Source organism: Aeromonas sp. MR16, assembly GCF_022549315.1.
Taxonomy (GTDB): domain Bacteria; phylum Pseudomonadota; class Gammaproteobacteria; order Enterobacterales; family Aeromonadaceae; genus Aeromonas; species Aeromonas aquatica.
The window spans coordinates 1-26,105 of record NZ_JAKZFK010000038.1 but is presented as its reverse complement, the minus strand read 5'-3'; the positions used below and the strand labels follow the sequence as shown (position 1 = coordinate 26,105).

The following is a 26,105-nucleotide window of genomic DNA, read 5'->3' as shown; positions in this document are numbered from 1 at the left end:
GGGCCTCGGATGTGCTAGGGCGTGGAATGGCAGGAGAGGGGACGCGCCGCGCGTCCCTTCACCTGACCGAGCCAGAGACTCAAGGCGGCGGTGACGCACAATACCAGCTCGATGCCGAGCACCAATCCCCCAAGCCCCCCGCGCTCCCAGAAGGGGTGCAAATACAGCCCCCCCAGACTGGCCCCCAGATAGTACCCCACCAGATAGAGCGACGAGGCCAACGCCCTGTTGTGCTCCACGTGTTGGCCGACCCAGGCGCTGGCACAGGCGTGAGCGAGGAAGAAACCGAAGCTCGAGATGAGCAGACCGATGAGGATGGCGGTGAGGGAGCCTTGTAGCAGCGCCAGGCTGCCAATGGCCATCAGCACGATACCGGCCAGCAGCAGCCGCTGGGCCCCCCAGCGATTGGCGCAGCGACCGCTCAAGGAGGAAGCGACGGTGCCGGTGAGATAGGTCAGAAACAGCATACCGAGCCACTGGGTCGGCAGGGAGAAGGGGGCTTCCGCCAGCAGGAAGGTGAGGTAGCTGTATTGATTCAGGAACACCATGAAGTTGAGGCCGCCGATGAGATAGGCGCCCACCAGCAGCGGATTGCCGAGGTGACTGGCGATGGCGCGGCGCAACTGGCCGGGTTCGGCCACCACGGCCACGAAGCGGGTCTGGGGCGGCAGCAGCCAGATGACGAGCGGCAGCAGCGCGAGGCTTATCAGCCCGATCCCGAAGAAGGTATGCTGCCAATCTCCAAACCAGCCAGCCAGCAGGCCGCCCACTACCCGGCCCGCGATCCCGCCGAGGGAGTTGGCGGCGATGTAGACGCCCACCGCCGAGAGCAGGGCGCGTTTGCTGAACTCCTCCCCCATGTAGGCGATGGCGGTGGCAGGCAGCCCAGCCAGCAGCACGCCTTGCAGGATGCGCAGCATCACCAGCTGATCGAACTGGCTGATCAGCGGGATGCACAGGGAGAGCAGGATGGCGCCGGCCAGGCTCCACAGCATGATCCGGCGGCGGCCGAAACGATCCGCCAGCCGGGCGCAGAGCAGCAACGAGGCCGCGAGGCCGGCGGTGCAACCCGCCAGGGTCCAGCCGGCCGACAGGGGGCTGACGGAGAACACCTGCGCCAGCAGGGGCAGCAGGGGGTGGGTCTGATAGAGATTGAGAAACACCAGGAAGGAACCCAGGCTGAGGGCCAAGGTGGCGCGTATCCATTCGCGGCTGCCGATTTCGATCATATGCGGTTGTCCCGATGACTTTTTGGCAGAATAGTGCGGCGCTGAATATAAATATAATATATTTATGTTATCCACCTCATAAATGAAATTGATATGGACCTGAAGCAGTTGACCTATTTGCTGGCGGTGCGCGATGCGGGTTCCTTCACCCGGGCCGCCAGCGCGCTGCACGTGGCGCAGCCGGCCGTCAGCATGGCCATCGCCAAGCTGGAGAGCCAACTCGAGCTGCGTCTGTTCGACAGGCAGGATCGCAATGTGCGGCTCACCCCGGAGGGGGAGGTGCTCTGCCGCCACGCCGAACGGCTGCTATTGCAGATGCATCAGGCCGAGGCGGAGATGGCGGAGCTCAAGGGGCTGGAGCGGGGGGAGGTGCGCATCGGCATCCCTTATATGATGGGTTCCTATTATTTCCCCCCGATCCTGATGGCGTTCAAGCACCGTTATCCCGGCCTCAAGATCCGGGTGGAGGAGGCGGGCTCCCGGGAGCTGCTCAGCCGCATGGTGGACGGCAGCCTGGATCTGGCGATCCTCATCACCAGCGATCTGCCGCCGGCGCTGGAGGGCGCTCAGCTGCTGCGCGAAGAGATGCTGGTGGTGGTGGGGGAGGAGCATCCGCTGCGCCAGGCCACCAGCGTCTCGTTGCCGCAATTCTTCGGCCAGGAGCTCGCCATGTTCAGACGTGGCTTCTATCATCGCGAACACATGGAGGTGCTGGCGCAGGGGCTGGGCTGTGAGCCGAACATCGCGTTCGAGAGCAACCTGATCCCGCTGCTCAAGGCGGTGGTGAGGCAGGGTTTTGCGGTGACCACCTTCCTGCGCATGGCGCTGGACGAGGAGACAGCCCTGATCGGCGTGCCCTTCGCGCCGCCGATCTTCCTCGATCTCTGCGTGGCCTGGCGGCGTGGGGATCCCCTCTCCATGGCCAACCGGGCGCTTAGAGATTTCCTGCTGTCACAAGCAAGATAGACAGCATGGGATCTTGTTGAATGCCGTTTTATCCAATAGAAACGCCTCCCGTTGGGAGGCGTTTCTCAAGGGTCGCAAGAGAATTAAGCACTACTTCTTGAGCAGGTGATCCAGCTTGTTCGCCTTGGTGGAGAGGTAGAACTCATTGTGGGGGTTGCGTCCCTCCTGCAGGGGAACGCGCTCGGCCACCGGGATGCCGAAACTCTCCATCGCCTTGAGCTTGCGCGGGTTGTTGGTCATCAAGCGCAGGCTCTTGACCTCCAAGGCCTTCAGCATATCGGCACAGATGGTGTAATCGCGCATGTCGGCGGCAAAGCCCAGCGCCACGTTGGCCTCGACGGTGTCGGCGCCCTGATCCTGCAGGTGATAGGCCCGGATCTTGTTGAGCAGGCCGATGCCACGCCCTTCCTGACGGACATACAGCAAGACGCCACGGCCAGCCTTGGCGATGTTCTGCATGGCGGCCTGCAATTGGAAGCCACAGTCGCAGCGCAGGCTGAACAGGGCGTCTCCGGTCAGACACTCGGAGTGAATGCGTCCAAGCACGGGCTCGCCGTCGGCGATATCACCCATCACCAGTGCGGCGTGATCCTTGCCTGTACCGATTTCCTGAAAGCCAACTAGCGTGAAGGTGCCCCAAGGGGTCGGCAACTTGGATTTAGCCACCAGGCTAATGCTGCTCATAGGGTTGCTCCTGACTACAACTGCTTAAAAAAGGCGGCTAGTTTAGCGCGCCTCATCCATAACAACCATAAGAACAAAACCTTGCCGTGAGGACTGCTTGGCCGGATTGGTCATAATAGGCGCAATCACGACGACTTCCGCGCAAATCTGTGGTCTGACAACTGCCAGACTCCGTGCATTCGGGTATAATCGGCGCCCATTACCCCATCCCGGCAGGGATGTGTGCAACCCGTCAACATGCAGCGTGCGCAGGAGAAAAATTATGCCCCAGATGGCCCCCGTGATGACAATCGATGGCCCGAGCGGTGCCGGCAAAGGCACTCTGTGCCAGTTGTTGGCGGAGAAACTGGGTTGGCACCTGCTCGACTCCGGCGCCATCTACCGGGTGTTGGCGCTGGCCGCCCTGCACCACGATGTCGAGCTTGACGCCGAGGCGGCGCTGGTGCCCCTGGCCGCGAATCTGGATGTGCAATTCCAGGTCGAGGGTGACCAGGTGAAGGTGGTGCTGGAAGGGGAGGATGTCTCCCGTACCATCCGCTCCCAGGAAGTGAGCGACGCCGCCAGCAAGATTGCGGTCTTCCCCCGGGTGCGCGAAGCCCTGCTGCGTCGTCAGCGTGCTTTTCGTCAGCAACCGGGTCTCATCGCCGATGGCCGCGACATGGGTACCGTGGTTTTTCCCGAGGCCGAGGTGAAGATTTTCCTCGACGCCAGCGCGGAAGAGCGGGCGCAGCGCCGCTATAAGCAGTTGCAAGATAAGGGCTTTGATGTTAACTTTGAGCGTCTTTTAACCGAGATTCGGGAACGTGATGATCGCGACAGAAATCGCGCCGTTGCCCCCCTGAAACCCGCAGAAGACGCGCTCGTCGTAGACTCAACGTCGATGACCATAGACGAAGTGCTGGTGACGGTACTGGCCTATGCAGAGCAACAACTTGGTGATATCAGCGCAAGTTGATGTCAGTCGTCTGCACCATGGATGGCGCAGATAATTTAAAACAACCCCGCTTGTGCCGGATTGCGAGTGGATGTTTCATTTGTGACACAAACAATGATCGAATCTTTTGCTCAACTCTTTGAAGAGTCCCTGAACGCCGTTGAAACCCGTCAAGGTTCCATCGTCAAGGGTACCGTCGTTGCTATCGAGAACGGTTTTGTACTGGTTGACGCCGGTCTGAAATCCGAGTCTGCCATCCCTGCTGAAGAGTTCAAGAACGCCCTGGGCGAGCTGGAAATCAATGTAGGCGACACCGTTGACGTGGCTCTGGACTCTATCGAAGATGGTTTCGGCGAAACCAAGCTGTCCCGCGAAAAAGCCAAGCGCCACGAAGCCTGGCTGCAGCTTGAGAAGGCATACGAAGAGCAAGCTACCGTTATCGGTATCATCAACGGCAAGGTCAAGGGTGGTTTCACCGTTGAGCTGAACGGCATCCGTGCCTTCCTGCCGGGTTCTCTGGTTGACGTGCGTCCGATCCGTGACACCGCTCACCTGGAAAACAAAGAACTCGAGTTCAAAGTCATCAAGCTGGACCAGAAGCGCAACAACGTTGTGGTTTCCCGTCGTGCCGTGATCGAAACCGAGAACACCTCCGAGCGCGAAAGCCTGCTGGCCAACCTGCAAGAAGGTCAAGAAGTTAAGGGTATCGTCAAGAACCTGACCGACTACGGTGCATTCGTAGATCTGGGTGGTGTTGACGGCCTGCTGCACATCACCGACATGGCGTGGAAGCGCGTTAAGCATCCTTCCGAAATCGTCAACGTTGGCGACGAGATCGCTGTCAAGGTTCTGAAGTTCGACCGCGAGCGTACCCGTGTATCCTTGGGTCTGAAGCAGCTGGGCGAAGATCCCTGGGTTGCTATCGCCAAGCGTTACCCGGAGACCACCCGTCTGTCTGGCCGCGTGACCAACCTGACCGACTACGGCTGCTTCGTTGAAATCGAAGAAGGCGTGGAAGGCCTGGTACACGTATCCGAGATGGATTGGACCAACAAGAACATCCACCCGTCCAAGGTTGTTAACGTTGGCGACGTGGTTGACGTGATGGTTCTGGACATCGACGAAGAGCGTCGTCGTATCTCCCTGGGTCTGAAGCAGTGCAAATCCAACCCGTGGCAGCTGTTTGCCGAAACTCACGCCAAGGGCGACCGTGTTTCCGGCAAGATCAAGTCCATCACTGACTTCGGTATCTTCATCGGTCTGGATGGCGGCATCGACGGCCTGGTTCACCTGTCTGACATCTCCTGGAACAACCAGGGCGAAGAAGCCGTGCGTGAATTTAAGAAGGGCGACGAGATCGAAGCCGTTGTTCTGCAAGTGGACCCGGAGCGCGAGCGCATCTCCCTGGGTGTCAAGCAGATCGAAGAAGACCCGTTCAATAAGTACCTGTCTGATAACAAGAAAGGTGCTATCGTGAAGGGTAAGGTTACCGAGGTTGATGCCAAGGGTGCCGTGATCGAACTGGCTGATGGCGTAGAAGGCTACCTGCGTGCCTCCGACGCTGCTCGTGACCGTGTAGAAGACGCCACTCTGGTGCTGTCTGTTGGTGACGAAGTTGAAGCTAAATTCATGGGCGTTGATCGTAAGAACCGCACCGTAAGCCTGTCTGTCCGTGCTAAGGACGAAGCTGACGAGCGTGTTGCTATCGATAGCCTGAACCAACAAGAAGAAGTTGTGTTCAGCAATGCTATGATGGAAGCGTTCAAAGCCGCCAAGGGTGAGTAATCCTTGATGCAAGAAAAGGGCGGCTTTACGCCGCCCTTTTTTATCTTGGCAAAATGAATATTGCATGTGATCGGGGAAGGAGATTTAACCTTATGACCAAATCAGATCTCATCGAAAAATTGGCTGCCAACCGCATGCATATGCCGGCCAAAGATGTCGAAGCCGCCATCAAGGAGATCCTTGAGCAGATGGCGTCGACCTTGCAAAACGGCGACAGGATTGAAATCCGAGGATTTGGAAGTTTTTCACTGCACTATCGTGCCCCCCGAGTGGGTCGCAACCCCAAGACCGGGGACAAGGTTGAACTGACCGGGAAATATGTCCCTCACTTCAAGCCGGGTAAAGAGTTACGCGAGCGCGTGAACATCATCGAATAATGCAGAAAATGGCATACTTGGGTATGCCTTTTTTATTTTTGCGACATTGGTTACGCCAATTGTCGGGTTTATCAAAGTCTTTTCCCATTCGCTCTAGAGTCTGCCGATGATTTTAAGGATAATCGGTCTCTCATTAGCTACAGACAGGGAGCTCTTATGAAGCGTATCTTGGCCCTCATCCCATTGGTGCTGGTGTTTGTGCTGACCCTCGCCATAGGTTCACAAAACGGCCAGCAGGTGCAGTTCAATTATCTGATAGCACAAGGTGAGTTCTCGCTCTCCATGCTGCTGGGATTCTTCTTCGCCGGCGGATTCTTGCTGGGATGGCTGGTATTCGGTCTGCTCTTCCTGCGCCTCAAGCTGCAAAATCGCACTCTCAGTCGCACCATGCGTCGTCAATCCCGCGAGTTGGAGCTGGCCCGGTCGGCTACCAAGGAATAATGTCCCTCGATGCTTGAACTGCTTTTCCTGCTGTTGCCAATTGCCGCTGGTTATGGTTGGTACATGGGACGCAGGAGTGTTCGCCAGGACACCCAGCAACAGAGTAACCAGTTTTCCCGCCAGTATGTGGCGGGCCTCAACTATTTGCTGTCTGACGAGTCGGACAAGGCGGTGGATCTCTTCATCCAGCTGCTGGAAGTCGACAGCGACACCATCGAAACGCACCTCTCCCTCGGCAATCTGTTTCGTCAGCGTGGCGAGGTCGATCGCGCCATCAAGATCCACCAGAATCTGGTCAGTCGCCAGCTGACCCGGGAGCAACGTCAACTTGCGCTGCAGGAGCTGGCCCGCGATTTTCTTGCGGCCGGGTTGCTGGACAGGGCCGAGGCCATCTGGAACGAGCTGTGCGACGACAGTGACTTCGAGGAGACGGCGTTGACCCAACTGCTGATCATCCATCAACAGTTGCGCGATTGGGACAAGGCCATCGAGGTCGCCGTGCGTCTGCAGAAGTTCCAGGGCAAGAAGCTGGCCGATCCCATCTCCCACTTCTATTGCGAGCAGGCTGAGAGTGCCCTGCGTGACGGGGACTTGGCCACTGGGCGTACCCGCCTGAAACGGGCGCTCAGCGTCAATCCTGCCTGCGCTCGCGCCAGCCTGCGTCTGGCCGAACTCACCATGGAGGAGGGCAAGTTCGAGGAGGCCAGCAAGGATCTGTTGCGGGTGTTCGAGCAGGACATGGATTTTGCCTCCGAAGCCATGCCGAAATTATTGGTCTGCTATCAACAGATGGGGCGCAGCCAGGAGCTGATCCCGCTGCTGGAGAAGGCGGTGGAGGATCATGCCGGTGTCAGCGTGACCCTGGCCCTGGCCAATCTGGTGGAGGAGCGCGACGGCCTGAGCCAGGCGCGCGCCCTGGTGCTGCGTCAATTACGGCGCCATCCCTCCATGAAGGGATTCTATCAGCTGGTCGGCTTCCAGCTGGCCAGCGCCGAAGAGGGTCCCGCCAAGGAGAGCCTGGAGCTGCTGCAGCAGCTGGTTGGCGAGCAGATCAAGATAAAATCGACCCACAAGTGCCGTCAGTGTGGTTTCGCCACCCATTCGCTGTTCTGGCAGTGCCCCTCCTGCCGTCAATGGGGCACCATCAAACCCATTCGTGGCCTCGACGGCGAATAGCCGCTCATGAGCCGTGACGCTTGAATCTCGCGGGGCTCGACCGGGTGCCAGCAGGCGAAGCCCGGGGCGGGCCCTGAAATACCAACCCATAGGAAGTGACATGCAAGATCCCAAAGTACTGGTTGCGCTCGATTATCAGCACGAGGCCGATGCCTTCGCCTTCATAGAGCAGATCTCCCCGGCCCAATGCCGCCTCAAGGTGGGCAAGGAGATGTTTACCCTGTTTGGCCCCCAATTCGTGCGCCAGCTGGTGGCCAAGGGCTTCGATGTCTTCCTGGATCTGAAGTTTCACGACATCCCCAACACCGTTGCCAAGGCCGTGGCGGCCAGTGCCGAGCTCGGGGTCTGGATGGTCAACGTACACGCCAGCGGCGGCGAGCGCATGATGCGGGCCGCCAGGGAGGCGCTCGTCCCCTATGGTGACAAGGCCCCCCTGCTGATCGCCGTGACGGTGCTGACCAGCATGGAGCAATCCGACATGGCGCCGCTGGGTCTCAGCGTCGGCCCGGCCGAACAGGTGATCCGGCTGGCCAAGCTGACCAAGGAAGCGGGGTTGGATGGGGTGGTCTGCTCCGCCGAGGAGGCCCGTGAGCTCAAAGCCTTGCTCGGGACTGACTTCAAGCTGGTGACGCCGGGCATTCGTCCGACCGGCGCGGCGGCAGGGGATCAGCGCCGGGTCATGACACCGCGGGCGGCGGTGGAGGCGGGGGCAGACTATCTGGTGATCGGTCGTCCCATCACCCAGGCCGTCGATCCGGCCGCCATGCTGACCAGCATCAACACCGAGCTGAATGGCTAGCGTATAGCGCCCACATGCAACAGGCCGGATCCTGGATCCGGCCTGTTGCATTTCACGCCCTCATCGGCCTCAAGACTTGAGAGGTTGAGTCCCCAGGCTGAGGGGCAAGAGGCCGAGCAACAGGCCGGCCACCGAGCCGATGAGGTGTGATTCGATGTGTACCCTGGCGCCGATAAGCGCGGCCACCGGACTCTCTCCCGCGCTGTAAAAATCCAGCCCCAGCTTGATGACAATGCCCAGCAGCATCAGCCAGCCGGAATGGCGGCGATGGCGAATATCCTGCACCGCGCCCCACACGAACAGGCCATGCAAGGCGCCGGACAACCCCATGTACCACTGGGTCTGCGGGCACCACCACCAGATGCCGAGGCCGACGGCCGTGCTCAGCAGTAGCAGCAGCGCGGGCAAGTGCCAGCCGGTGAGATATTCACGAAACAGGCTGTAGAGCACCGCCAGCCCGCTCAGGTTGAGCAGCAGGTGCCATAAATTGGTATGGGCCAGATTGCCTGTTATGATGCGCCACCCTTCGCCCTGGGCTATCAGGGTACGATCGAAGGAGAGCAGGTGATTTGGTACTGTGAAGAAGAGCAAGGCAGTGACGAGCGAAAGCGTGATGACCCAGAGCAACCCCGATTTTTCTGACAACATGAAACGGCCCAACGACAAAGAGAGCCGTTACTGTACACGCTGCACCCGAGCCCTCAAAGCCTGCCTGTGTGATTATATTCAGCAGGTGACCCATCTTGCCCCGCTCCACATTCTGCAGCATCCGACCGAGGTGGCTCACCCCAAGGGGACGGCCGCCTTGCTGGCCGCCTCTCTCAGCCAGGCCCGCATTCATGTGGGAGAGAGCTTCGCCGAGGCCGACTGGCTCAATGCCCTGCTCGGCGACCCCGGGGTGCAATGTTGTCTGCTGTGGCCAGACGATCAGGCCCTGACACTGGCGCAGGTACGCGAGGGCTGCGGGCAAGCCAAAGAGGTGCATTTCATCCTGCTCGATGGCACCTGGCGCAAGGCCTACCGCATGTTGTACAGCAACCCGGCCTTGCTGCGGCTGCCGAGGATCAAACTCGGCGCCATTCCGGGGCAATATTCCATTCGCAAGAAGCCGTTTCCCGAGGCCCTGTCGACCCTGGAGGCGGGCTACCATCTGTTATCCCAGTGGGAGGGAGAGCCCGAGCGCTTCGCCCCGCTGATGAGCCTCTTTACCCATTTAAACCGGCAGTGGCATGACTTTGCCCAGGGCCGCCGTACTTAACACCGCGTATTTCGAGTCGAGCATTTAGAACCGCTTATTTAGAACCGAGAGAAGGAGTGAACAACGTGAAAAAAGCCGTCGTGGTATTCAGTGGTGGTCAGGACAGCACCACCTGTCTGGTGCAGGCACAGGCCCGCTATGACGAAGTGCACGCCATCACCTTCGATTACGGTCAGCGCCATCGGGAGGAGATAGACACGGCCCGCCGCCTGGCCAAATCGTTTGGCATTGCCGCTCACAAGGTGATGGACGTGACCATGCTGGGGGAGCTGGCGGTATCGGCCCTGACCCGGGACGAGATCCCGGTCAGCGGTGAGCTGCAAGACAACGGCCTGCCCAATACCTTCGTGCCGGGTCGCAACATCCTGTTTCTGACCCTGGCCTCGATCTATGCCTATCAGGTGGGTGCCGAGGCGGTGATCACCGGGGTGTGCGAGACCGACTTCTCCGGCTACCCGGATTGCCGCGACGAGTTCGTCAAGGCGCTCAATCAGGCAGTCTCCCTGGGCCTGGATCGCGGCATTCGTTTCGAGACCCCGCTGATGTGGCTCGACAAGGCCGAAACCTGGGCACTGGCGGATCACTATGGTCAGCTCGACACCGTGCGACAGCAGACACTCACCTGCTATAACGGCATTCAGGGCGATGGTTGCGGCACTTGCCCCGCCTGCGCGTTGCGCAGTCGTGGCCTGAACCAGTATCTGGCCGACAGGGTTGGCGTCATGGCGCGCCTGCACAAGAAAACCGGATTGTGAGTCTTGCCGCTGTTTGGGGTATAATCCGCGCCTTTTGCAACAAGTCGTGACCAGCATGCACTACCCAATCAACGAGATCTTCCAGACCATCCAGGGGGAGGGGGTCTTCACCGGCCTGCCCGCCATCTTCGTTCGCCTGCAAGGCTGCCCGGTGGGCTGTCCCTGGTGCGATACCCGCCACACCTGGGTGGTGGATCCGGCCCGTGAGGTAGACAGCAAGGAGGTGCTCGATCGTTCCAACGAGTCCGATGGCTGGAGCAAGATGAGCACGGACGAGATCCTGGGGAGCTTCGAGACCCTGGGCTACCGGGCTCGCCATGTGGTGTTAACCGGTGGCGAGCCCTGCCTCTACGATCTCACCGAGCTCTCGACGGCGCTGGTGACGGCGGGTTTCCAGGTCCAGATCGAGACCAGCGGCACCAGCGAGATCCAGACCCACGACAGCACCTGGGTCACCGTCTCGCCGAAGATCGGGATGAAAGGGGGCTTGCCGGTGCTGCGCTCGGCCCTCGAGCGGGCCAACGAGATCAAGCATCCGGTGGCGACCGAGCACCACATCGAGGAGCTCGACGTCTTGCTGGCGACGGCTGAATTACGCAAAGACGTGGTCATCGCGCTGCAACCCATCAGCCAGAAGCCCAGGGCCACCGAGCTGGCCATGGTAACCTGTATCGCCCGTAATTGGCGGCTCTCCATCCAGACCCATAAATATCTGAATATCGATTAAGATGGACAATCTATCGGATGAGCGGGTATTGCTTAGCCTGGCGGGCAAGATGCCCTACGGTAAATATCGGGGGCGACGCATCATCGATATTCCCGAGCCCTATCTGGTATGGATGGCGCGCAGCGGTTTTCCGGCTGGCGCGCTGGGCCAAACCCTGGCACTGGCGTACGAGATAAAACTCAACGGACTCGAGTCCATGATTATTCCCATTATTAACAGGATGTCAGTATGAGAATATATACCCGGCAGGGCGACAAGGGACTCACCCGACTGGCCGATGGCAGTCAGCTTGCCAAGGATGACAGGCGCGTCGAGACCTACGGTGCCATCGATGAGTTAAATTCCCAGATAGGTCTGCTGATGGCCGAAATACCGGTGCAGGAGACGGGATTATTGGCCGAGTTGATATTGTTGCAGCAGGAGCTGTTTGATTTGGGCGGTGAACTGGCCTTTTCCAGCGAGGCGCAAAATGCGGCCCTGTGGCAGGTCAATGAAAGCTGGACACTGCGACTCGAACAACAGATTGATGCCTATAGCGCCCAGTTGCCGGTATTGCGTAATTTCATCTTGCCGAGCGGCTCCCGGGCGGCGGCACAGGCTCATGTGGTGCGCACCCTGACCCGTCGCTGCGAGCGTCTGCTGCTGGGCTTGAGCCGCGTCGAGCAGGTCAACCCGGCTGTCTTGCCCTATCTGAACCGGCTGAGTGACTGGTTCTTCACGGTGGCGAGATACCTGCTGGTGTGCACCAACACCCCCGAGGTGCTCTGGGTCAAGGCCGCCGATCGGGGCTGAGCACCGTCACACGGATAATAAAAAACCTCGCCAGTGCGAGGTTTTTTATTTGGCCAACATCGGGAAATTAGATGGCAAATTCTTCCACGGATTTACCTTCGGCCACGGCCTTGGCAATGGTGGAGGGCATGCGACCCTGACCGGTCCAGGTCTTTTCCACGCCATCGTCCAGATAACGATATTTGGCGGGGCGGGGGGCGCGTTTGCCTTTGCTGGCCTTGGGGCTGTCGACGGCAACTGTGCCCACCAATTCGGACGGATCAATACCCGCAGCCTTCAGCATTTCGGCATATTCGGCAATTTTCTTCTGGTGCTCTTCGCGCGCCTGACGATCGGCGGATTCATCCTGCTGGCGTTCGGTGACGATGGCGGTGAATTTTTCCAGACCCTCTTCCAGTTGTTCCAGGGTCAGCTCACGGCAGACAGCTCGCAGGCTGCGGATATTCAGCAGTACTTTCAAAAATTCGTTCATATTGGCTACCACGCGAGAAAATATTAAAGAGACAGGATGGTTTTTCGATAATTTATAGGGTGCTTTGGCATCAAGTCAAGTGCGGCGAATTAATTAATTCGATGGGTAAATTAAGCTTGGCAGATAATAGGTGGGGGTATATATCGACTAGTTGATAATATTCATTTCCGAATGAGTTCTGGCTAGATTAAAATATCGTCTATATCAATTTTATCGCACCAATTGACTACCATTTCCCGTTCAGCTGCCATACAAGTATTGAAATTTAATCAAAAAACTTGCTATCACACCGTGCCTCGATAAAATGTGCGCCGAATACCTTTAAGTAGAGGCGCGCTGCCTATGAGTAACCGAGCGGAGGGTGATGCCTGCGATGTTCGGGGAAAGGAGTCGGCGCCGAAGTGACCAGGCCATCATACCGGGTTGCTGGTTCTGCATCGAACAGGTGCAGGACTGCCATAGTCATCCACTATGGAGCGCTACCTGAAGGGGCTGAGGAGTATTACCTCCCCATGGGTTTTGTTTCTTTATCCTCTCGGTAGATCTCCACCTGTTGTCTTTAGGTGCAAAGAGATCATGGACATCGTTCACTACGCCGACTCCGGTTGGTCAGTCATTCCTCCCTTGTTGGCCGTCGCTTTGGCGATCATCACCCGTCGCGTCCTGGTGTCGCTCGGGGTAGGTATCGTCGCCGGCAGCCTGCTGCTGAACCAGTTTTCGCCGCTCGACTCCCTGCATTACATGCTGAACACTGTGCTCAAGATCGTCTGGGTCGAGGGTGCGCTCAACCGTGACAACGTCAACATGATCCTGTTCATGTTGCTGCTGGGCGGCCTCATCAGTCTGATGAGCGTCTCCGGCGCCACCCGCGCCTTCGCCGAGTGGGCCGAGCGCCGCGCCAAGACCCGCAAGGGCGCCAAGGCGCTCACCGGCATGATGGTGTTTGCCTTCTTCATCGATGACTTCTTCCACAGCCTGTCGGTGGGCGCCATCTGCCGTCCGGTCACCGATCGCTTCCAGATCTCCCGCGCCAAGCTGGCCTATCTGCTCGATTCCACCGCGGCGCCGGTCTGTGTGCTGATGCCCATCTCCTCCTGGGGGGCCTACATCATCGCCCTGGTGGGCGGCATCATGGCGGCCCATGGCCTGACCGATCAGAGCCCCATCTCCGCCTTCGTCGAGATGATCCCGATGAACCTCTACGCCGTGTTCACCCTGATCATGGTGTTGGTGGTGATCGCGTTCCAGCTCGACATCGGCTCCATGCGTCAACACGAGCAGTGGGCGCTGGAAGGCAAGCTGTGGGATGAGTCCAAGGGCCGCCCCATCGGGCTGGACATGGAATCGCCGGAGGAGAGCAATGGTGGCATGATCGACATGGTGCTGCCGATCCTGACCCTGACCCTGGCGACCGTCTACTTCATGATTGACTCCGGTGCCGCCGTGCTGGAAGGCAAGGGCCTGCCGTTCAGCGTGCTCGGGTCGTTCGAGAACACCAACGTCGGTTCCTCCCTGGTCTATGGCGCCCTGTGCAGCCTGGTGGTCTCCATCGGTCTCGCCATGCGCCTCAAGCTCGGTGCCAAGAACTGGATGAAGGCCGCCCCGCAAGGGATCATGGCCATGCTGCCCGCCATCAACATACTGCTGTTCGCCTGGACCATAGGCGCCGTGGTGCGCGACGTGGAGACCGGCAAGTACCTGGCCTCCATGGCCAACGGCAACCTGCCCATCGAGGTGCTGCCAGCGGTGGTGTTCATCCTCTCCTGCGCCATGGCGTTCGCCACCGGCACCAGCTGGGGCACCTTCGGCATCATGCTGCCACTGGCTGGTGACATGGCGGCCGCCAGCGACATCAGCCTGATGCTGCCGATGCTGGCCGCGGTGCTGGCGGGATCTGTGTTCGGTGATCACAGCTCGCCCATCTCCAGCACCAGTATCCTCTCGGCCACCGGGGCTGGTTGTCACCACATCGATCACGTGATGACCCAGCTGCCTTATGCGCTCGCCATTGCCTTCGGGGCGGCGCTCGGCTATCTGGTGATGGGGCTGATGCACTCGGTGCTGGCGGGCTTCACGGTCAGCGGGCTCTGGTTTGTGATCTTCTCCGGCTACCATCTGCGCAAGTCCCGGCAACATCGCGCGCTGGCCGTCGCATAAGCCAGGTCGTATAAATTAAACAAGGGGCCCACGGGCCCCTTGGTTTTGGCAGGGGCTTTGGTTAGCATGCGCCCCATAAATTCAGTTTCGGAACAGCATCATGGCTTCACTGCACTACAAATTTGCCACCATGAACTCGGGCAAGTCGACCCAGCTCATCCAGGCGCATTTCAACTATCTGGAGCGCGGCATGAATCCGCTGGCCATGACGCCCGTCATCGACGACCGCTTCGGGGTCGGGGTGATCCGCGCCAGAGTGGGTCTGGAGCTGAAGGTGGAGGTGTTCAGTGACAGCTGCGATCTGTTCGAGATGGTCAAGGCGCGCCACGGCGAGAAGAAGATCGATGTGTTCATCGTCGACGAGGCGCAGTTCCTGACCCGCGAGCAGGTCTATCAGCTGGCCCGCATCGTCGATGAGCTCAAGATCCCGGTCATGGCCTACGGCCTCAAGACCGATTTTCGCGGCGAGCTGTTCCCCGGCTCCTACCACCTGCTCTGTCTGGCGGACAAGTTCGAGGAGCTCAAAAGCATCTGCTGGTGCGGCAACAAGGCGCACATGAACTCCCGGGTGAACGAAGCCGGGTTGGTAATGCGTGACGGCGAGCAGGTGGAGATAGGGGGCAACGATCGCTATGTGTCCCTCTGCCGCAAACACTATCTGGAAGGGCGGGCCTTCAAGTAACGGCTGACAGGATCACAAAGGGCGCCGACAGGGCGCCCTTTCTTGTGGTGCATGGCGAGAGTGTAGCGGGGCCTAGTCTATCTCGATATCCACCGGCGCTATGATGGGATCGGCCACCGGCAGGCGCTGGAACAGCTGGCGAAAATGCTGCTGTACCCGGCCGATGTCGATGAGCGACATGCCGGAGGCGAAGCCGAACCAGACGTAGAGGCCGGTGAGATCGCGAAACATGGGGGGCAGGTAGCGCGGGGCATCGATGAGCCCCTCCAGATAGTGCTGATAGAGCACAGGGATGTCATCCAGGGTCACCTTGCCGACGAACAGCATGGGCAGGATCTCCGGCACCCCCTCCAGCACGGCGCTGCGGATGAAGTTGACCGTCTCCACATAGCCTCTCACGTAGGAGAGATCCTTGGTGAAGCAGGCGCCTCCCTGGACCATGCCGCCCCTAAACACCCGCTGGGTGATCTTGTAGGCATCGTGCTCGCTGGCCCCCTTCTCGACGAAGTGGCGGAACACCTCGATGAAGTCGGCGCCGCGCTCGGCCATGTCGATGGCCATCACCCGATCCGAGATGCGCTTGGCCCGGTCCGGGAAGGAGCTGAAGGTGAGCGTCTCGATGAGCACGGCCAGCCCCTCCTGACAGGCGGTGATGCGTGGCGAGCCCGCCCCGAGCCAGGTGGCGTAGGATTGCTGGCGGCCATTGAGGGTGGTGCCCACGTGGACCCAACCCTCGTGCACCTCCAGCACCTGCAAGTCCAGCTCTGAGAAGCGGGCGTGGGAGCTGAGCTTGATGTAATCCCCGCCGGCGGCGGCATCCGAGACGATGCCATCGCTCAGCTTGACCTGCACGGTGCCGTCGCTGAAATAGTTCGACAGCTTGCCCTGCAGCTTGGCCACCGCGGCTTCCCCCTCAAACTCCTTGGGGTAGGGGCGCACCAGGTGGCGGGCGCCGGGCAGGGAGAAAATGTCGCACAGGCGGGCACCCAGCTCCTTGAGGGTCTTGCGATCCCCGCGCAGGTGGTCGCTGGCCGAGCCGTACAGCAGCTGGCTGTAGCGCTGGAAATCCGGCTGCCCGCGCTGGCGCAGCATCTCGATCACCACCATGTACTGATCCACCGTCTCCTGCAGGATGCGGCCCAGATCGTCCTGGGGACCGAGCCGGCGCCTGATCCTGTCTCTGAGCTCTTTGAGCTCCAGGTATTTGTTGCGCGGATCGAACCCCAGGGGGAGGGACTGGTAGAAGTTCGCGTCGATGGCGGGCAGCTCGCGCCCGCCCTTGGCCAGAAACTCGGTTTGCAGGTGGCGTGGCCACTTGATGGCATCCAGGATGCGGATGGGTTTTTGCAGGCTCAGCAACTCATCCGAGAGGGATTTCAGGTGCAGGCGGTATTTTTCTTGGATGGTCATCGGGCCTTATCTGGAGGCGGCTGAGGGGCGAGAATGGCTGAGTATATGCACAGCGCTTGCCAAAAAGAAGCGAGACAGGGGCTGATCCGGCCAGCGCACTTTTGGTTGCCGGCAAATTGGTTTAGACTGCGCCCCTTGATCCTTATCGTGTCGTGAAAATGATGAATATCCCCAGCTCTGAAATGATAATGCGTTGGTTGCAGCAGGCCCGGATCGAGCACTATGTGTGCGACCAGTGTCATGGCATCCACATGGTCTCCCTGCAGTCGGTCGACAGCATTCAGGAGAGCCGGATCTTTGTCGAAGAAGAAGGGCTGCTGTTTTCATCCGAGCTGGAGGTGCGCCCCTCATCGCTGCTGCCGCTGATGGCCGAGCTGGGTCGCCTCAACATGCAATACCCCTCCCTCAAGGTGTTCCTTGACATCATCGACGACAACCTGCCGCGCCTCATCGTGGGCCACACCGTCTTCACCAAGGCCGGGCTCACCGTGGAGCAGTTCTTGTTGTTCGTCGAGAGCACCACGGCGGCGACCCACGAGGTGGTGAGCGAGTGCGAGCGACTGGGCTTCCTCAACCTGCCGGAAATCCAGGTTGCACCGGAGTCTGTCCATTAATCTGTGCGTTAAATGTGCGAATGGAACGCGGCAGCCAAAAAGCCGTTGACGCAGGCGGACCTTTCCCCTAAATTACGCCCCGTTCCGGCGCAGTGGCGCAACGAACCGGTGTTGGCTGAACACCTTAAACAACAGACAAAAATTTGGTGATGTGCCCAAGTGGCTGCCAGCCGATGAAATCGGTAAGAAAGCACGCAACGCGTGCTCCGCAAGCCACAGGCAGATGACTGAAACAAATTGGTGAGGTGTCCGAGTGGCTGAAGGAGCACGCCTGGAAAGTGTGTATACGGCAACGTATCGAGGGTTCGAATCCCTCCCTCACCGCCAAATAAAGTAAAAGGGCCTGTCGCAAGACAGGCCCTTTTACTTTATCCGGTGACGGGTGGCTCGGTTCGGACCCTGGTTCGACGAGAGGGCAGGATAGCCCTCTTGGACAGCCGCAGGCTGCCCGCAGGGCGAGCGCCAGGGATAGCGCGAGTCAATCCCGACCCGTCGCCAAATTTGAAAAACCGACCTCAGGGTCGGTTTTTTGCTTTCTGGGCCAAACTCAAGCCATACGCAGCGTGATGCCAGCCGTGTCGTTATCTCTTCAACTTGGAGATATAGGGGATGCTTCTGAACTTGTGCTTTCAAGGCAGTCCGCAACCCACCAGTAATGAGAATACCGTGGTCGCCGCCCCCAAGGTGGGCATGGTCAACCATCTGATGGACATCATCTCCAGCATCTTCGCCTCCTTCTTTTATCCACGTAGACAAAAACGACGATGGCAGCGGCAGCTTCGCCCGCACCAAAAAGCGCGGCTTCGACTGCTATCGCCGGGTCATCGCCAGCAACGGTGAGACGCTCTGTTCTGGCAGCCAAATATGCTGTGAGGTGATATAAAACCTCTCATTCATACAAGCCTCCATCATGCCGACACGGGATGATGGCGGTTTTTTATGGTCTAGGCAGTGTAAAAGAAGGGTTCCGTGCGGCAGAAGATCAGGTCGGAAGCCGTCTGGCGATGTCGGCCAACGTCGAGAATGTCGGGGAGGTGGTGTCTCAAGAGGGGAGGCACAGGAAGGGCGGTATTCAAGCCGCGCTGCAGACTGGATTCATGAAGAAGCGCCCCGATCCTGGGGTTGGCCCAAGGGGCCAGCCGCCAGGACCGGGGCGCCGGTCAACACACCTTCAGGATCAGGCCAGATCGAAGCGATCCAGGTTCATTACCTTGGTCCAGGTCGCCACGAAGTCCTTCACGAACTTCTCTTTCGCATCTGCGCTGGCATACACCTCGGCCAGAGCCCGCAGCTGGGAGTTCGAGCCGAACACCAGATCGACGCGGGTACCCGTCCACCTGGTCTTGCCGCTCTTGCGATCCACCCCTTCGTACAACCCCTTGACGCCCGCTACCGGCTTCCACTCGGTGCCCATGTCGAGCAGATTGACGAAGAAGTCGTTTGAGAGTGCCCCGGGCTTGGTGGTGAGCACCCCATGGCCGGTCGCGCCCGTGTTGGTGCCCAGCATGCGCATGCCGCCGACTAGCACCGTCATCTCGGGGGCACTCAAGTTCAGCAGCTGCGCCTTGTCGATCAGCATGGCCTCCGAAAGCTCGGCATAGTCTCCCCCCAGATAGTTACGGAAACCATCGGCGAGGGGCTCAAGCACGGCGAAGGCCTCGATATCGGTCTGCGCCTGGGAGGCATCCATCCGGCCCGGTGCGAAGGGCACGGTCACGGCGACGCCTGCCTTCTTGGCAGCCTGCTCGACACCAACCCCGCCGGCCAGCACGATCAGATCCGCAAGCGACACCTTCTTGCCACCGGTGGCCGAAGCGTTGAACCCCTGCTGAATACCTTCCAGGGCCTTGAGCACCTTGGCCAGCTGAGCCGGCTGGTTGGCCGCCCAATCCTTCTGCGGGGCGAGCCGGATGCGGGCGCCGTTGGCACCACCGCGTTTGTCGGAGCCACGGAAGCTGGCGGCGGATGCCCAGGCGGTGGAGACCAGCTCGGCGACCGACAGTGGCGCCGCCAGGATCTGCTCCTTGAGGGCCGCTACGTCTTTGTCACCAACCAGCTCGTGGTTGACGGCGGGGACGGGGTCTTGCCAGATCAGCTCTTCTTTTGGCACTTCCGGTCCCAGGTAGCGGGCCACCGGACCCATGTCGCGGTGGGTCAACTTGAACCAGGCACGGGCGAAGGCGTCGGCGAAGGCTTGGGGGTCTTCGTAGAAGTGGCGGGAGATCTTGCCAAACTCGGGGTCAAAACGCAGGGTCAGGTCCGTGGTCAGCATGGTCGGCTTGTGGAATTTGCCGGGGATATGGGCATCCGGGATGATCTCGGGGGCATCCTTGGCGACCCATTGCTTGGCGCCGGCCGGTGACTTGGTCAGCTCCCACTCGAACTTGAACAGGTTTTCGAAGAAGTTGTTGCTCCACAGCGCCGGGGTCTTGGTCCAGGTGACCTCGAGGCCACTCGAGACCGTGTCCTTGCCGTGGCCGCTGCCGTAGTCGCTGATCCAGCCGAGGCCCTGGGCCTCCAGCGGCGCAGCTTCCGGCTCGGGCCCCTTGTGGGATTCCGGCGCGGCGCCGTGGGCCTTGCCGAAGGTGTGACCGCCGGCGATGAGGGCGACGGTCTCCTCGTCGTTCATGGCCATGCGACCGAAGGTGGAGCGGATGTCCTTGGCCGCCTCCATGTAGTCGCCGCTGGCGTTCGGCCCTTCCGGGTTGACGTAGATCAGGCCCATGTGAGTGGCCCCGAAGGGGGCCGTGAGCTCGCGGTCGCCCTTGACCCGCTCAGGATCGACTCCGAGCCAGGCGATTTCATCACCCCAGTTCACGTCCTGATCCGGTTCCCAGACGTCGGCACGACCGCCGCCGAAGCCAAAGGTACGGAATCCCATGGACTCCAGCGCGACGTTGCCGGCGAGGATCAGCAAGTCGGCCCAGGAGATCTGGCTGCCGTATTTTTGCTTGATGGGCCACAGCAGGCGGCGCGACTTGTCGATGTTGACGTTGTCTGGCCAGCTGTTGAGGGGGGCGAAACGTTGCTGGCCGCGGCCAGCACCGCCACGGCCATCTGTGGTGCGATAGGTGCCCGCTGCGTGCCAGGCCATGCGGATAAACTGGGGCCCGTAGTGGCCGAAGTCTGCCGGCCACCACTCCTGGGAGTCGGTCATCAGCCTGACCAGGTCTTTTTTGAGCTCCTTGTAATCGAGGCTCTCGAACGCCTTGGTGTAGTCAAAATCGCTGCCCATGGGGTCAGAGCTGGCGGAATGCTGGTGCAGCAGATCCAGCCGCAGCTGGTTTGGCCACCAGTCACGATTGGTTCTTCCGACGCCGGCGGTGTGGTTGAAGGGGCATTTGCTTTCTTCACTCATCTCGGTCTCTCCTTGGCAATCGTTTGCAAGCCTAACAACTTAGTATGTGGGAAATTTCCACTTTGCTATCTGAGCCTGTCCTGCCGCACTCGCCATATTCTGGCCAGGCTGTTTTCAACTAATTCTTTGTTTTCATAACCTTAATCTGAAATGTCGCACATGAACCGTGAAGAAATGGATTAAGCCCATCTATTCTCACAATCCATTTTCCCTTGGCACAGCCCTGGCCTCGATAGCCACGACCGGCACAGCTTTGCTGTCTCTCGCATTTTGATGGCGGCCTATCCACGTGATCCGAACGCTGCTGGCCAACAGCTTGTCAGTATGGCGGTCACTCGGGGGCATTATTCATTTTTTCATCAGTATCACAGTCGGCAGCGCCAAAGATTGCGCTACATCATTGCGTGCAGGGATAGATCCAGCCTGGACCCTATCTGGATTCATTTCTGTGACGTCGGAACTAACTATATGAATAGCCATATTTTTTAGTATTACGTCTCGCTTAAAGAGGCTGGATGAGCACTTTGATATGGCGCTGGCAGAAGAGAGCAGACAGAGAGAGCCTGAGCAGCAAGTCGATAACACAAAGAAGGAAGGAATATTATTGGGCTCTTATTAGGAACCACAATTTTATTGCGGCGTTGAGCGTGGCCAAATTAGTCGGTTGACCCACTGCGCTCGTGGGGTGACCCCAGGGGAATACGACATAGCGTTCAACGGCTGATGAGGGGGGGATTGATCCTGATGGATCACGACGACAAGCCAGCCCCAGCACGATGCATCATCAGATTAAGGCTTTCTTCGCTCCTTCGCCCTCAATGCCATCAGGCCTTGAGCTTGTCTTTATTGGCCACAACGACACTCGTCTCTCCTGCGTTCAGAGCAAGATCCTTGGATTTTCAATACTGCGTAATACCAATTTCGCATAACAGCAAAAAAATAAATTTACAACTGTCAAATATATCAGTGTCTACGCTTAGGCAAAACAAGTGAGGCGCCATGGTCAGAGCACCCACAGAACCGGGATAAATTAAAACGTTGTGTGCTATTCAGGGTTCGTCATTGATGACATGGGGCCCTGATCTTGACTCTTAAAAGGATTTAAGGGGTTTTAAATGGGGTCTTATCACTTCCGGCGAGATATCGCCGGTATTTCCCTGTTTCAGGGGCAGCGTTATCACGTGGTCGACGATGGCCGCCAGCGGCAATCCAAGGACGAAGGCTCGTTTCGAAAGGGCTTTATGACAGGAAAGGCCCCGGTTGTCAGCTCGCGGGGAGCGTATGGCAGTGATCCCCTCGTCGATCGTCATCAGTCCCTGACCGTCGCCACTATCAGGCTTGCTCCTCTTTCTGTGCAGACCTGTGATCAGCACGACCCAGGCCTCACGGTCCAACCTGGACAGCGTGTACCGGTGGCCGCGCGTGCTGATGCCATCCTCTTCTGTGCGCCAACCCCCAGTCTGCATTGTCACCATCCCGGCCTATTGGCCGAAGATGGCCGTCTGATCGGCCAGGGTGGGCCGCTTTCTTTAGCCCACGAAACGGATGTCCCCAATACCCATTCAGCAGGCAAGGCTCAGCGTCTCCCGGATGGGAGAAGGATGAGCCATTGCCTCACCCGGATCGTCAGCAATATCCACTTTCCCTCTGTTTTTGAAGGAGCTTGATCATGGCTAACATCAACGGCACCAACGGCAACGACCAAATCAGCGGTACTAACAAAAACGACGTCATCTTGGCCTATGCGGGCAACGATGTGATCGATGGGGGGGCTGGCGATGACAGCATCAACGCGGGTGAGGGCAACAACAGGGTCGATGGGGGCTCGGGCAACGACACCATTACCGCAGGCGCCGGCAATGACGTGATCGACGGTGGCAGCGGCAACGATGTCATCAACGCAGGCAATGGCAACAACACTGTGGATGGCGGCTCGGGCAACGACACCATCACCACCGGCAGCGGCAATGACGTGATCGAGGGGGACAGTGGCAACGACGTCATATCAGCCGGTGCCGGCAATGACATCGTTGAAGGCGGTGAAGGCAACGACCGCATCAGCGGTGGCGAGGGCAATGACCAGCTGTATGGTGACGCTGGTGACGACATCATCGAGGGTGGCAGCGGCGATGACTTCATCGACGGCGGTACCGGCCAGGATCGCCTCTACGGTGGCGAAGGCAATGACACCATTCTCGGCTCCAGCGCCTCCGATCTGATCCACGGTGGCGCCGGCAACGACATCATAGGCCGCGATGACGACTGGTGGCGTTATGGCCGTGGGGAGAGTGGTAGCGACATCATCTATGGCGATGGTCTCAATTATGCCACTGACAGTGCGGCCACCATGGCCTTTGGCAGTGACATCATCTACAGCGGCAACGGTAACGACACTATCTACGGCGACAGCGGCAACAACCTGAGTGGCTCGGGCACTGGTGGCAACGATAAGATATTCGCCGGCCGTGGTGACGACAAGGTCTATGGGGAAGGCGGCAACGACCTCATCTACGGCGAAGATGGCGACGATCTGCTGGACGGTGGTGCCGGCGATGACTCCATCAAGGGGGGGGATGGCCGCGACACCGTGTATGGCGGCCTGGGCAACGATTTTATCAGCGGTGCCGATGGTCGCGATCTGCTGTATGGCGGCTCGGGCAACGATCGCATCGGCAACAACGATGACAGCAACTGGCGTCACGGCTACTTCAGCGAAAATGGTGGTGACACCATCTATGGCGATGGCAAGGATTCCGCAGCCGGCGCCGCCGCAGCCATGGGGAATGACGTCATCTTCTCCGGCCTGGGCAATGACACTCTCTACGGTGACAACGGCAACAACCTGAACGGCGCCGGTGCGGGGGGCGCCGATACCCTCTATGCCGGCAGTGGCAACGATACCGTCTATGGTGAGGGCGGTGACGACGAGCTGTTTGGTGAGAGCGGCAATGATAATTTGTACGGTGGAGCCGGTGCCGACGAGATCGCAGGGGGACTGGGGATCGACACCCTGAGCGGTGGAGCAGGGGCAGACACCTTCGTCTTCACCGCGGCGCTCAATCAGCAGGATCAGCATGGCCAACACGGCAATGGTTATCCCCACAATTTTGGTCACCACCGGGGTTACGACCATGACGGCCAGTGGAGCTGGTCCGATTCCAGCGGTTCGGCGATGGACACTGTCACCGACTTCAAGGGCATCAACGATACTGCCAACCTGGCAGAGCAGGACAAGATAGATCTGGTCCAGCTGCTTGGCGACGGCGTTGACCTCAAGTGGGGCGGTACCACGCCCACCGCCAATGGGGTCTGGTTCAAACAGCTTGGCGGTGACACTTACGTCTATGCCGATATCGGTGGCAATACCACGGCGGAGCTGGCGATCAGATTGAGCGGGATCCACAACCTGGTGGCCGCCGATTTTCTTGGGGTGACGATTCCCAATAGTACTCCCGTACTCGGCGATACAAACAACCCGGCCGCCGTGGCCGAACTGGCAAATGCCAGTGCGCAGAATCTTTCCCCCATCAGCGGCAACTTTACAGTCACCGATACGGACGTGGGCAACACGCTGACCCCCAGCATCGTTGGTAGTCCCGTGGTTATGCTCAATGGCGCAGCCTTCGTACTGCCTGCCAGCGCCAATGCGCTGATTGCCGCAGGTGCCTTCAGCCTGATCGGCGCCACCTCCAACGGTGGCTTGGTGAACATCGGCTACACCTACGATCCCGCCGCAGCACATCTCGACTTCCTGGCGGCCGGCCAGAGCCTGACCATCACCTACACCATCAAGGTCAGTGACGGCACTCTGGACTCTGGGACCCAGGACGTCATCTTCACCATCACCGGCACTAATGATGCTGCAGTGCTGTCCGGTGCGACCGTCAACCTTACGGAGACCAACGCCGTCCTCAATGCTGGCGGCACGCTGACTATCAGCGACGTCGACAGCGCCGCGCTCTTCGTGGCCCAGGCCGGCACGGTCGGGCTCTACGGCAGCTTCAGTATCAACCCTGCTGGCGCCTGGACCTACACCGCCAGCACGGCGCACGACGAGTTTGTGGCCGGCACCACCTACACCGACACCTTCAGTGTGACTAGTGCCGACGGCACCCTCAGCGCGGTAACCGTGACGATCCTCGGTACCAACGACATACCAGTGATCGGCGGCGTCAGCGCCGGTGCAGTGACCGAAGATGCCACCTCCCCAAACCTGACCATCTCTGGCGCGCTGACCATTAGCGACCTGGATGTAGGCCAAGCCTCGTTCGCATCGCAGGCTGGCACTTTGGGCAGCAACGGTTATGGCACTTTCAGCGTGAGTGCAGCCGGTAATTGGACCTACAGTGCCGCCAATGGCCAGATCGCCATCCAGGCACTGGGGGCTGGCGACAGCCTGACAGACAGCTTCATCGTCACCAGCTTTGATGGCAGCAGCAGTCAGGTAGTCACCGTCACTCTCCAGGGCACCAACGACGATCCGGTATTGAGCGTCGATACCAGTGGGGCGGTGACCGAGGACGCGGCCACCCCGATCCTGACCGACAGCGGGGTGCTGAGCTTCACCGACGTCGACACCACCAACACCCACACGGTCAGCGTCAGCAACAACGCCGATGCGGTGTGGAGCGGCGGCGCCCTGAGCCCGGCGCAGATCGGCGCGCTGACCAGCGGCTTCACCGCCGACGGCGACAGCTGGGACTACGCGGTGAGCAATGGGGCCACCCAGTTCCTGGCACTGGGTGAGACGGTCACCTTCAGCTATGACGTGACCGTGACCGACAACGACGGCGGCAGCGACACCGAGACCGTCACCCTGACCATCACCGGCACCAACGACGATCCGGTGCTGAGCGTCGATACCAGCGGGGCGGTGACCGAGGACGCGGCCACCCCGATCCTGACCGACAGCGGGGTGCTGAGCTTCACCGACGTCGACACCACCAACACCCACACGGTCAGCGTCAGCAACAACGCCGATGCGGTGTGGAGCGGCGGCGCCCTGAGCCCGGCGCAGATCGGCGCGCTGACCAGCGGCTTCACCGCCGACGGCGACAGCTGGGACTACGCGGTGAGCAATGCCGCCACCCAGTTCCTGGCACTGGGTGAGACGGTCACCTTCAGCTATGACGTGACCGTGACCGACAACGACGGCGGCAGCGACACCGAGACCGTCACCCTGACCATCACCGGCACCAACGACGATCCGGTATTGAGCGTCGATACCAGCGGGGCGGTGACCGAGGACGCGGCCACCCCGATCCTGACCGACAGCGGCACACTGAGCTTCACCGACGTCGACACCACCAACACCCACACGGTCAGCGTGAGCAACAACGCCGATGCGGTGTGGAGCGGCGGCGCCCTGAGCCCGGCGCAGATCGGCGCGCTGACCAGCGGCTTCACCGCCGACGGCGACAGCTGGGACTACGCGGTGAGCAATGGCGCCACCCAGTTCCTGGCGGCCGGCGAGACGGTCACCTTCAGCT

At 59.7% G+C, this 26,105-nt stretch carries 23 protein-coding genes, 1 tRNA gene and 1 riboswitch; of the genes, 18 read left to right on the top strand and 6 right to left on the bottom strand.

All coding sequences use genetic code 11. The annotated features are described in order from the left end of the window. Positions 1-14: 14 nt before the first annotated feature. Positions 15-1,229, bottom strand: coding sequence for an MFS transporter (locus MM194_RS19575; protein WP_241344608.1), 1,215 nt, complete (start codon positions 1,227-1,229; stop codon positions 15-17). A gap of 93 nt (positions 1,230-1,322) precedes the next feature. Here MM194_RS19575 and MM194_RS19570 point away from each other — a divergent pair, with 93 nt between their 5' ends. Continuing rightward, positions 1,323-2,195 carry a LysR family transcriptional regulator gene (locus tag MM194_RS19570; RefSeq protein ID WP_241344607.1) on the top strand — a complete coding sequence of 291 codons (873 nt, stop codon included), beginning with the start codon at positions 1,323-1,325 and terminating at the stop codon, positions 2,193-2,195. A gap of 90 nt (positions 2,196-2,285) precedes the next feature. Here MM194_RS19570 and ribA read toward each other — a convergent pair whose 3' ends face one another. Next, entirely contained in the window at positions 2,286-2,879 is a 594-nt protein-coding gene (gene ribA / locus MM194_RS19565; protein WP_241344606.1) for a GTP cyclohydrolase II, read from the bottom strand. Between the two features lie 262 nt (positions 2,880-3,141). Between ribA and cmk the strand changes: the two genes are divergently transcribed. The 6 genes from cmk (at position 3,142) to pyrF (ending at position 8,391) form a co-directional block, all read left to right on the top strand. After that, a complete protein-coding gene (cmk, locus tag MM194_RS19560; protein ID WP_241344605.1) occupies positions 3,142-3,834 on the top strand; it encodes a (d)CMP kinase in 693 nt (230 codons plus the stop codon). 93 nt (positions 3,835-3,927) lie between these two features. After that, entirely contained in the window at positions 3,928-5,598 is a 1,671-nt protein-coding gene (rpsA, locus tag MM194_RS19555) for a 30S ribosomal protein S1 (RefSeq protein WP_005327816.1), read from the top strand. Positions 5,599-5,690: 92 nt separating this feature from the next. Beyond that, complete coding sequence (ihfB, locus tag MM194_RS19550; protein WP_033129160.1) at positions 5,691-5,975, top strand: integration host factor subunit beta; 285 nt, start codon at positions 5,691-5,693, stop codon at positions 5,973-5,975. A gap of 156 nt (positions 5,976-6,131) precedes the next feature. Further along, positions 6,132-6,416: a lipopolysaccharide assembly protein LapA domain-containing protein gene (locus tag MM194_RS19545; protein ID WP_033129161.1), complete on the top strand. Its 285-nt coding sequence runs from the start codon at positions 6,132-6,134 to the stop codon at positions 6,414-6,416. A 9-nt stretch (positions 6,417-6,425) separates the two neighbouring features. After that, positions 6,426-7,592 carry a lipopolysaccharide assembly protein LapB gene (lapB, locus tag MM194_RS19540; protein ID WP_241344604.1) on the top strand — a complete coding sequence of 389 codons (1,167 nt, stop codon included), beginning with the start codon at positions 6,426-6,428 and terminating at the stop codon, positions 7,590-7,592. 100 nt (positions 7,593-7,692) lie between these two features. Beyond that, positions 7,693-8,391, top strand: a complete 699-nt coding sequence (pyrF, locus tag MM194_RS19535; RefSeq protein ID WP_033129163.1) for an orotidine-5'-phosphate decarboxylase — start codon at positions 7,693-7,695, stop codon at positions 8,389-8,391. A 69-nt stretch (positions 8,392-8,460) separates the two neighbouring features. Here pyrF and rrtA read toward each other — a convergent pair whose 3' ends face one another. Next, positions 8,461-9,039 carry a rhombosortase gene (rrtA, locus tag MM194_RS19530; protein ID WP_081965957.1) on the bottom strand — a complete coding sequence of 193 codons (579 nt, stop codon included), beginning with the start codon at positions 9,037-9,039 and terminating at the stop codon, positions 8,461-8,463. Between rrtA and MM194_RS19525 the strand changes: the two genes are divergently transcribed. From MM194_RS19525 to MM194_RS19505, 5 genes are all read left to right on the top strand, one after another. Beyond that, complete coding sequence (locus MM194_RS19525) at positions 9,005-9,649, top strand: tRNA-uridine aminocarboxypropyltransferase (RefSeq protein WP_241344603.1); 645 nt, start codon at positions 9,005-9,007, stop codon at positions 9,647-9,649. The genes rrtA and MM194_RS19525 overlap by 35 nt on opposite strands. 65 nt (positions 9,650-9,714) lie before the next feature. Next, the gene (queC, locus tag MM194_RS19520) at positions 9,715-10,404 is read left to right on the top strand and encodes a 7-cyano-7-deazaguanine synthase QueC (protein ID WP_241344601.1); all 690 of its coding nucleotides are present in this window, start codon (positions 9,715-9,717) and stop codon (positions 10,402-10,404) included. A gap of 55 nt (positions 10,405-10,459) precedes the next feature. Beyond that, entirely contained in the window at positions 10,460-11,131 is a 672-nt protein-coding gene (gene queE / locus MM194_RS19515) for a 7-carboxy-7-deazaguanine synthase QueE (RefSeq protein WP_033129166.1), read from the top strand. A 1-nt stretch (position 11,132) separates the two neighbouring features. Further along, complete coding sequence (locus MM194_RS19510; protein WP_033129167.1) at positions 11,133-11,363, top strand: DUF3820 family protein; 231 nt, start codon at positions 11,133-11,135, stop codon at positions 11,361-11,363. Next, positions 11,360-11,923 carry a cob(I)yrinic acid a,c-diamide adenosyltransferase gene (locus MM194_RS19505; RefSeq protein ID WP_033129168.1) on the top strand — a complete coding sequence of 188 codons (564 nt, stop codon included), beginning with the start codon at positions 11,360-11,362 and terminating at the stop codon, positions 11,921-11,923. The genes MM194_RS19510 and MM194_RS19505 overlap by 4 nt, the downstream gene beginning before the upstream one ends. A 67-nt stretch (positions 11,924-11,990) precedes the next feature. On the opposite strand, the gene MM194_RS19500 is transcribed toward MM194_RS19505, so the two are convergent. After that, positions 11,991-12,395: an H-NS family nucleoid-associated regulatory protein gene (locus MM194_RS19500; RefSeq protein ID WP_033129169.1), complete on the bottom strand. Its 405-nt coding sequence runs from the start codon at positions 12,393-12,395 to the stop codon at positions 11,991-11,993. Positions 12,396-12,713: 318 nt separating this feature from the next. After that, positions 12,714-12,885, top strand: a riboswitch (Lysine riboswitch). An 86-nt stretch (positions 12,886-12,971) separates the two neighbouring features. Between MM194_RS19500 and MM194_RS19495 the strand changes: the two genes are divergently transcribed. Then, entirely contained in the window at positions 12,972-14,552 is a 1,581-nt protein-coding gene (locus MM194_RS19495; RefSeq protein ID WP_241344599.1) for a Na+/H+ antiporter NhaC family protein, read from the top strand. Between the two features lie 100 nt (positions 14,553-14,652). Beyond that, positions 14,653-15,234, top strand: a complete 582-nt coding sequence (locus MM194_RS19490) for a thymidine kinase (RefSeq protein ID WP_033129171.1) — start codon at positions 14,653-14,655, stop codon at positions 15,232-15,234. Positions 15,235-15,306: 72 nt separating this feature from the next. Here the strand turns inward: MM194_RS19490 and MM194_RS19485 are convergent, their stop codons facing one another. After that, positions 15,307-16,644 carry a flavohemoglobin expression-modulating QEGLA motif protein gene (locus tag MM194_RS19485; RefSeq protein ID WP_241344597.1) on the bottom strand — a complete coding sequence of 446 codons (1,338 nt, stop codon included), beginning with the start codon at positions 16,642-16,644 and terminating at the stop codon, positions 15,307-15,309. A gap of 158 nt (positions 16,645-16,802) precedes the next feature. Between MM194_RS19485 and MM194_RS19480 the strand changes: the two genes are divergently transcribed. Together MM194_RS19480 and MM194_RS19475 are read left to right on the top strand one after the other, a co-directional pair. Continuing rightward, the gene (locus tag MM194_RS19480; RefSeq protein ID WP_081965959.1) at positions 16,803-17,258 is read left to right on the top strand and encodes a YbjN domain-containing protein; all 456 of its coding nucleotides are present in this window, start codon (positions 16,803-16,805) and stop codon (positions 17,256-17,258) included. Positions 17,259-17,497: 239 nt separating this feature from the next. Beyond that, positions 17,498-17,585: transfer RNA gene (locus MM194_RS19475), tRNA-Ser, on the top strand. 850 nt (positions 17,586-18,435) lie between these two features. Here MM194_RS19475 and katG read toward each other — a convergent pair. Next, entirely contained in the window at positions 18,436-20,616 is a 2,181-nt protein-coding gene (gene katG / locus MM194_RS19470; RefSeq protein WP_241344595.1) for a catalase/peroxidase HPI, read from the bottom strand. Positions 20,617-21,731: 1,115 nt separating this feature from the next. Here katG and MM194_RS19465 point away from each other — a divergent pair. Beyond that, entirely contained in the window at positions 21,732-22,283 is a 552-nt protein-coding gene (locus MM194_RS19465; RefSeq protein ID WP_241344593.1) for a hypothetical protein, read from the top strand. A gap of 2 nt (positions 22,284-22,285) precedes the next feature. Further along, positions 22,286-26,105, top strand: a 3,820-nt coding sequence (locus tag MM194_RS19460; RefSeq protein WP_241344591.1) for a VCBS domain-containing protein, incomplete at its 3' end; no start/stop codon positions are given.

Excerpts from the sequence above, each read along its gene's own strand:
- ribA (WP_241344606.1), bottom strand. The coding sequence starts at position 2,879 with ATGAGCAGCATTAGCCTGGTGGCTAAATCCAAGTTGCCGACCCCTTGG.
- MM194_RS19525 (WP_241344603.1), top strand. The coding sequence starts at position 9,005 with ATGACCCAGAGCAACCCCGATTTTTCTGACAACATGAAACGGCCCAAC.
- MM194_RS19570 (WP_241344607.1), top strand. The coding sequence starts at position 1,323 with ATGGACCTGAAGCAGTTGACCTATTTGCTGGCGGTGCGCGATGCGGGT.
- MM194_RS19500 (WP_033129169.1), bottom strand. The coding sequence starts at position 12,395 with ATGAACGAATTTTTGAAAGTACTGCTGAATATCCGCAGCCTGCGAGCT.
- MM194_RS19575 (WP_241344608.1), bottom strand. The coding sequence starts at position 1,229 with ATGATCGAAATCGGCAGCCGCGAATGGATACGCGCCACCTTGGCCCTC.
- katG (WP_241344595.1), bottom strand. The coding sequence starts at position 20,616 with ATGAGTGAAGAAAGCAAATGCCCCTTCAACCACACCGCCGGCGTCGGA.
- MM194_RS19465 (WP_241344593.1), top strand. The coding sequence starts at position 21,732 with ATGGGGTCTTATCACTTCCGGCGAGATATCGCCGGTATTTCCCTGTTT.
- rpsA (WP_005327816.1), top strand. The coding sequence starts at position 3,928 with ATGATCGAATCTTTTGCTCAACTCTTTGAAGAGTCCCTGAACGCCGTT.
- MM194_RS19485 (WP_241344597.1), bottom strand. The coding sequence starts at position 16,644 with ATGACCATCCAAGAAAAATACCGCCTGCACCTGAAATCCCTCTCGGAT.
- pyrF (WP_033129163.1), top strand. The coding sequence starts at position 7,693 with ATGCAAGATCCCAAAGTACTGGTTGCGCTCGATTATCAGCACGAGGCC.
- cmk (WP_241344605.1), top strand. The coding sequence starts at position 3,142 with ATGCCCCAGATGGCCCCCGTGATGACAATCGATGGCCCGAGCGGTGCC.
- lapB (WP_241344604.1), top strand. The coding sequence starts at position 6,426 with ATGCTTGAACTGCTTTTCCTGCTGTTGCCAATTGCCGCTGGTTATGGT.
- rrtA (WP_081965957.1), bottom strand. The coding sequence starts at position 9,039 with ATGTTGTCAGAAAAATCGGGGTTGCTCTGGGTCATCACGCTTTCGCTC.
- MM194_RS19495 (WP_241344599.1), top strand. The coding sequence starts at position 12,972 with ATGGACATCGTTCACTACGCCGACTCCGGTTGGTCAGTCATTCCTCCC.
- MM194_RS19510 (WP_033129167.1), top strand. The coding sequence starts at position 11,133 with ATGGACAATCTATCGGATGAGCGGGTATTGCTTAGCCTGGCGGGCAAG.
- MM194_RS19545 (WP_033129161.1), top strand. The coding sequence starts at position 6,132 with ATGAAGCGTATCTTGGCCCTCATCCCATTGGTGCTGGTGTTTGTGCTG.
- queE (WP_033129166.1), top strand. The coding sequence starts at position 10,460 with ATGCACTACCCAATCAACGAGATCTTCCAGACCATCCAGGGGGAGGGG.
- MM194_RS19480 (WP_081965959.1), top strand. The coding sequence starts at position 16,803 with ATGATGAATATCCCCAGCTCTGAAATGATAATGCGTTGGTTGCAGCAG.
- MM194_RS19505 (WP_033129168.1), top strand. The coding sequence starts at position 11,360 with ATGAGAATATATACCCGGCAGGGCGACAAGGGACTCACCCGACTGGCC.
- ihfB (WP_033129160.1), top strand. The coding sequence starts at position 5,691 with ATGACCAAATCAGATCTCATCGAAAAATTGGCTGCCAACCGCATGCAT.
- MM194_RS19490 (WP_033129171.1), top strand. The coding sequence starts at position 14,653 with ATGGCTTCACTGCACTACAAATTTGCCACCATGAACTCGGGCAAGTCG.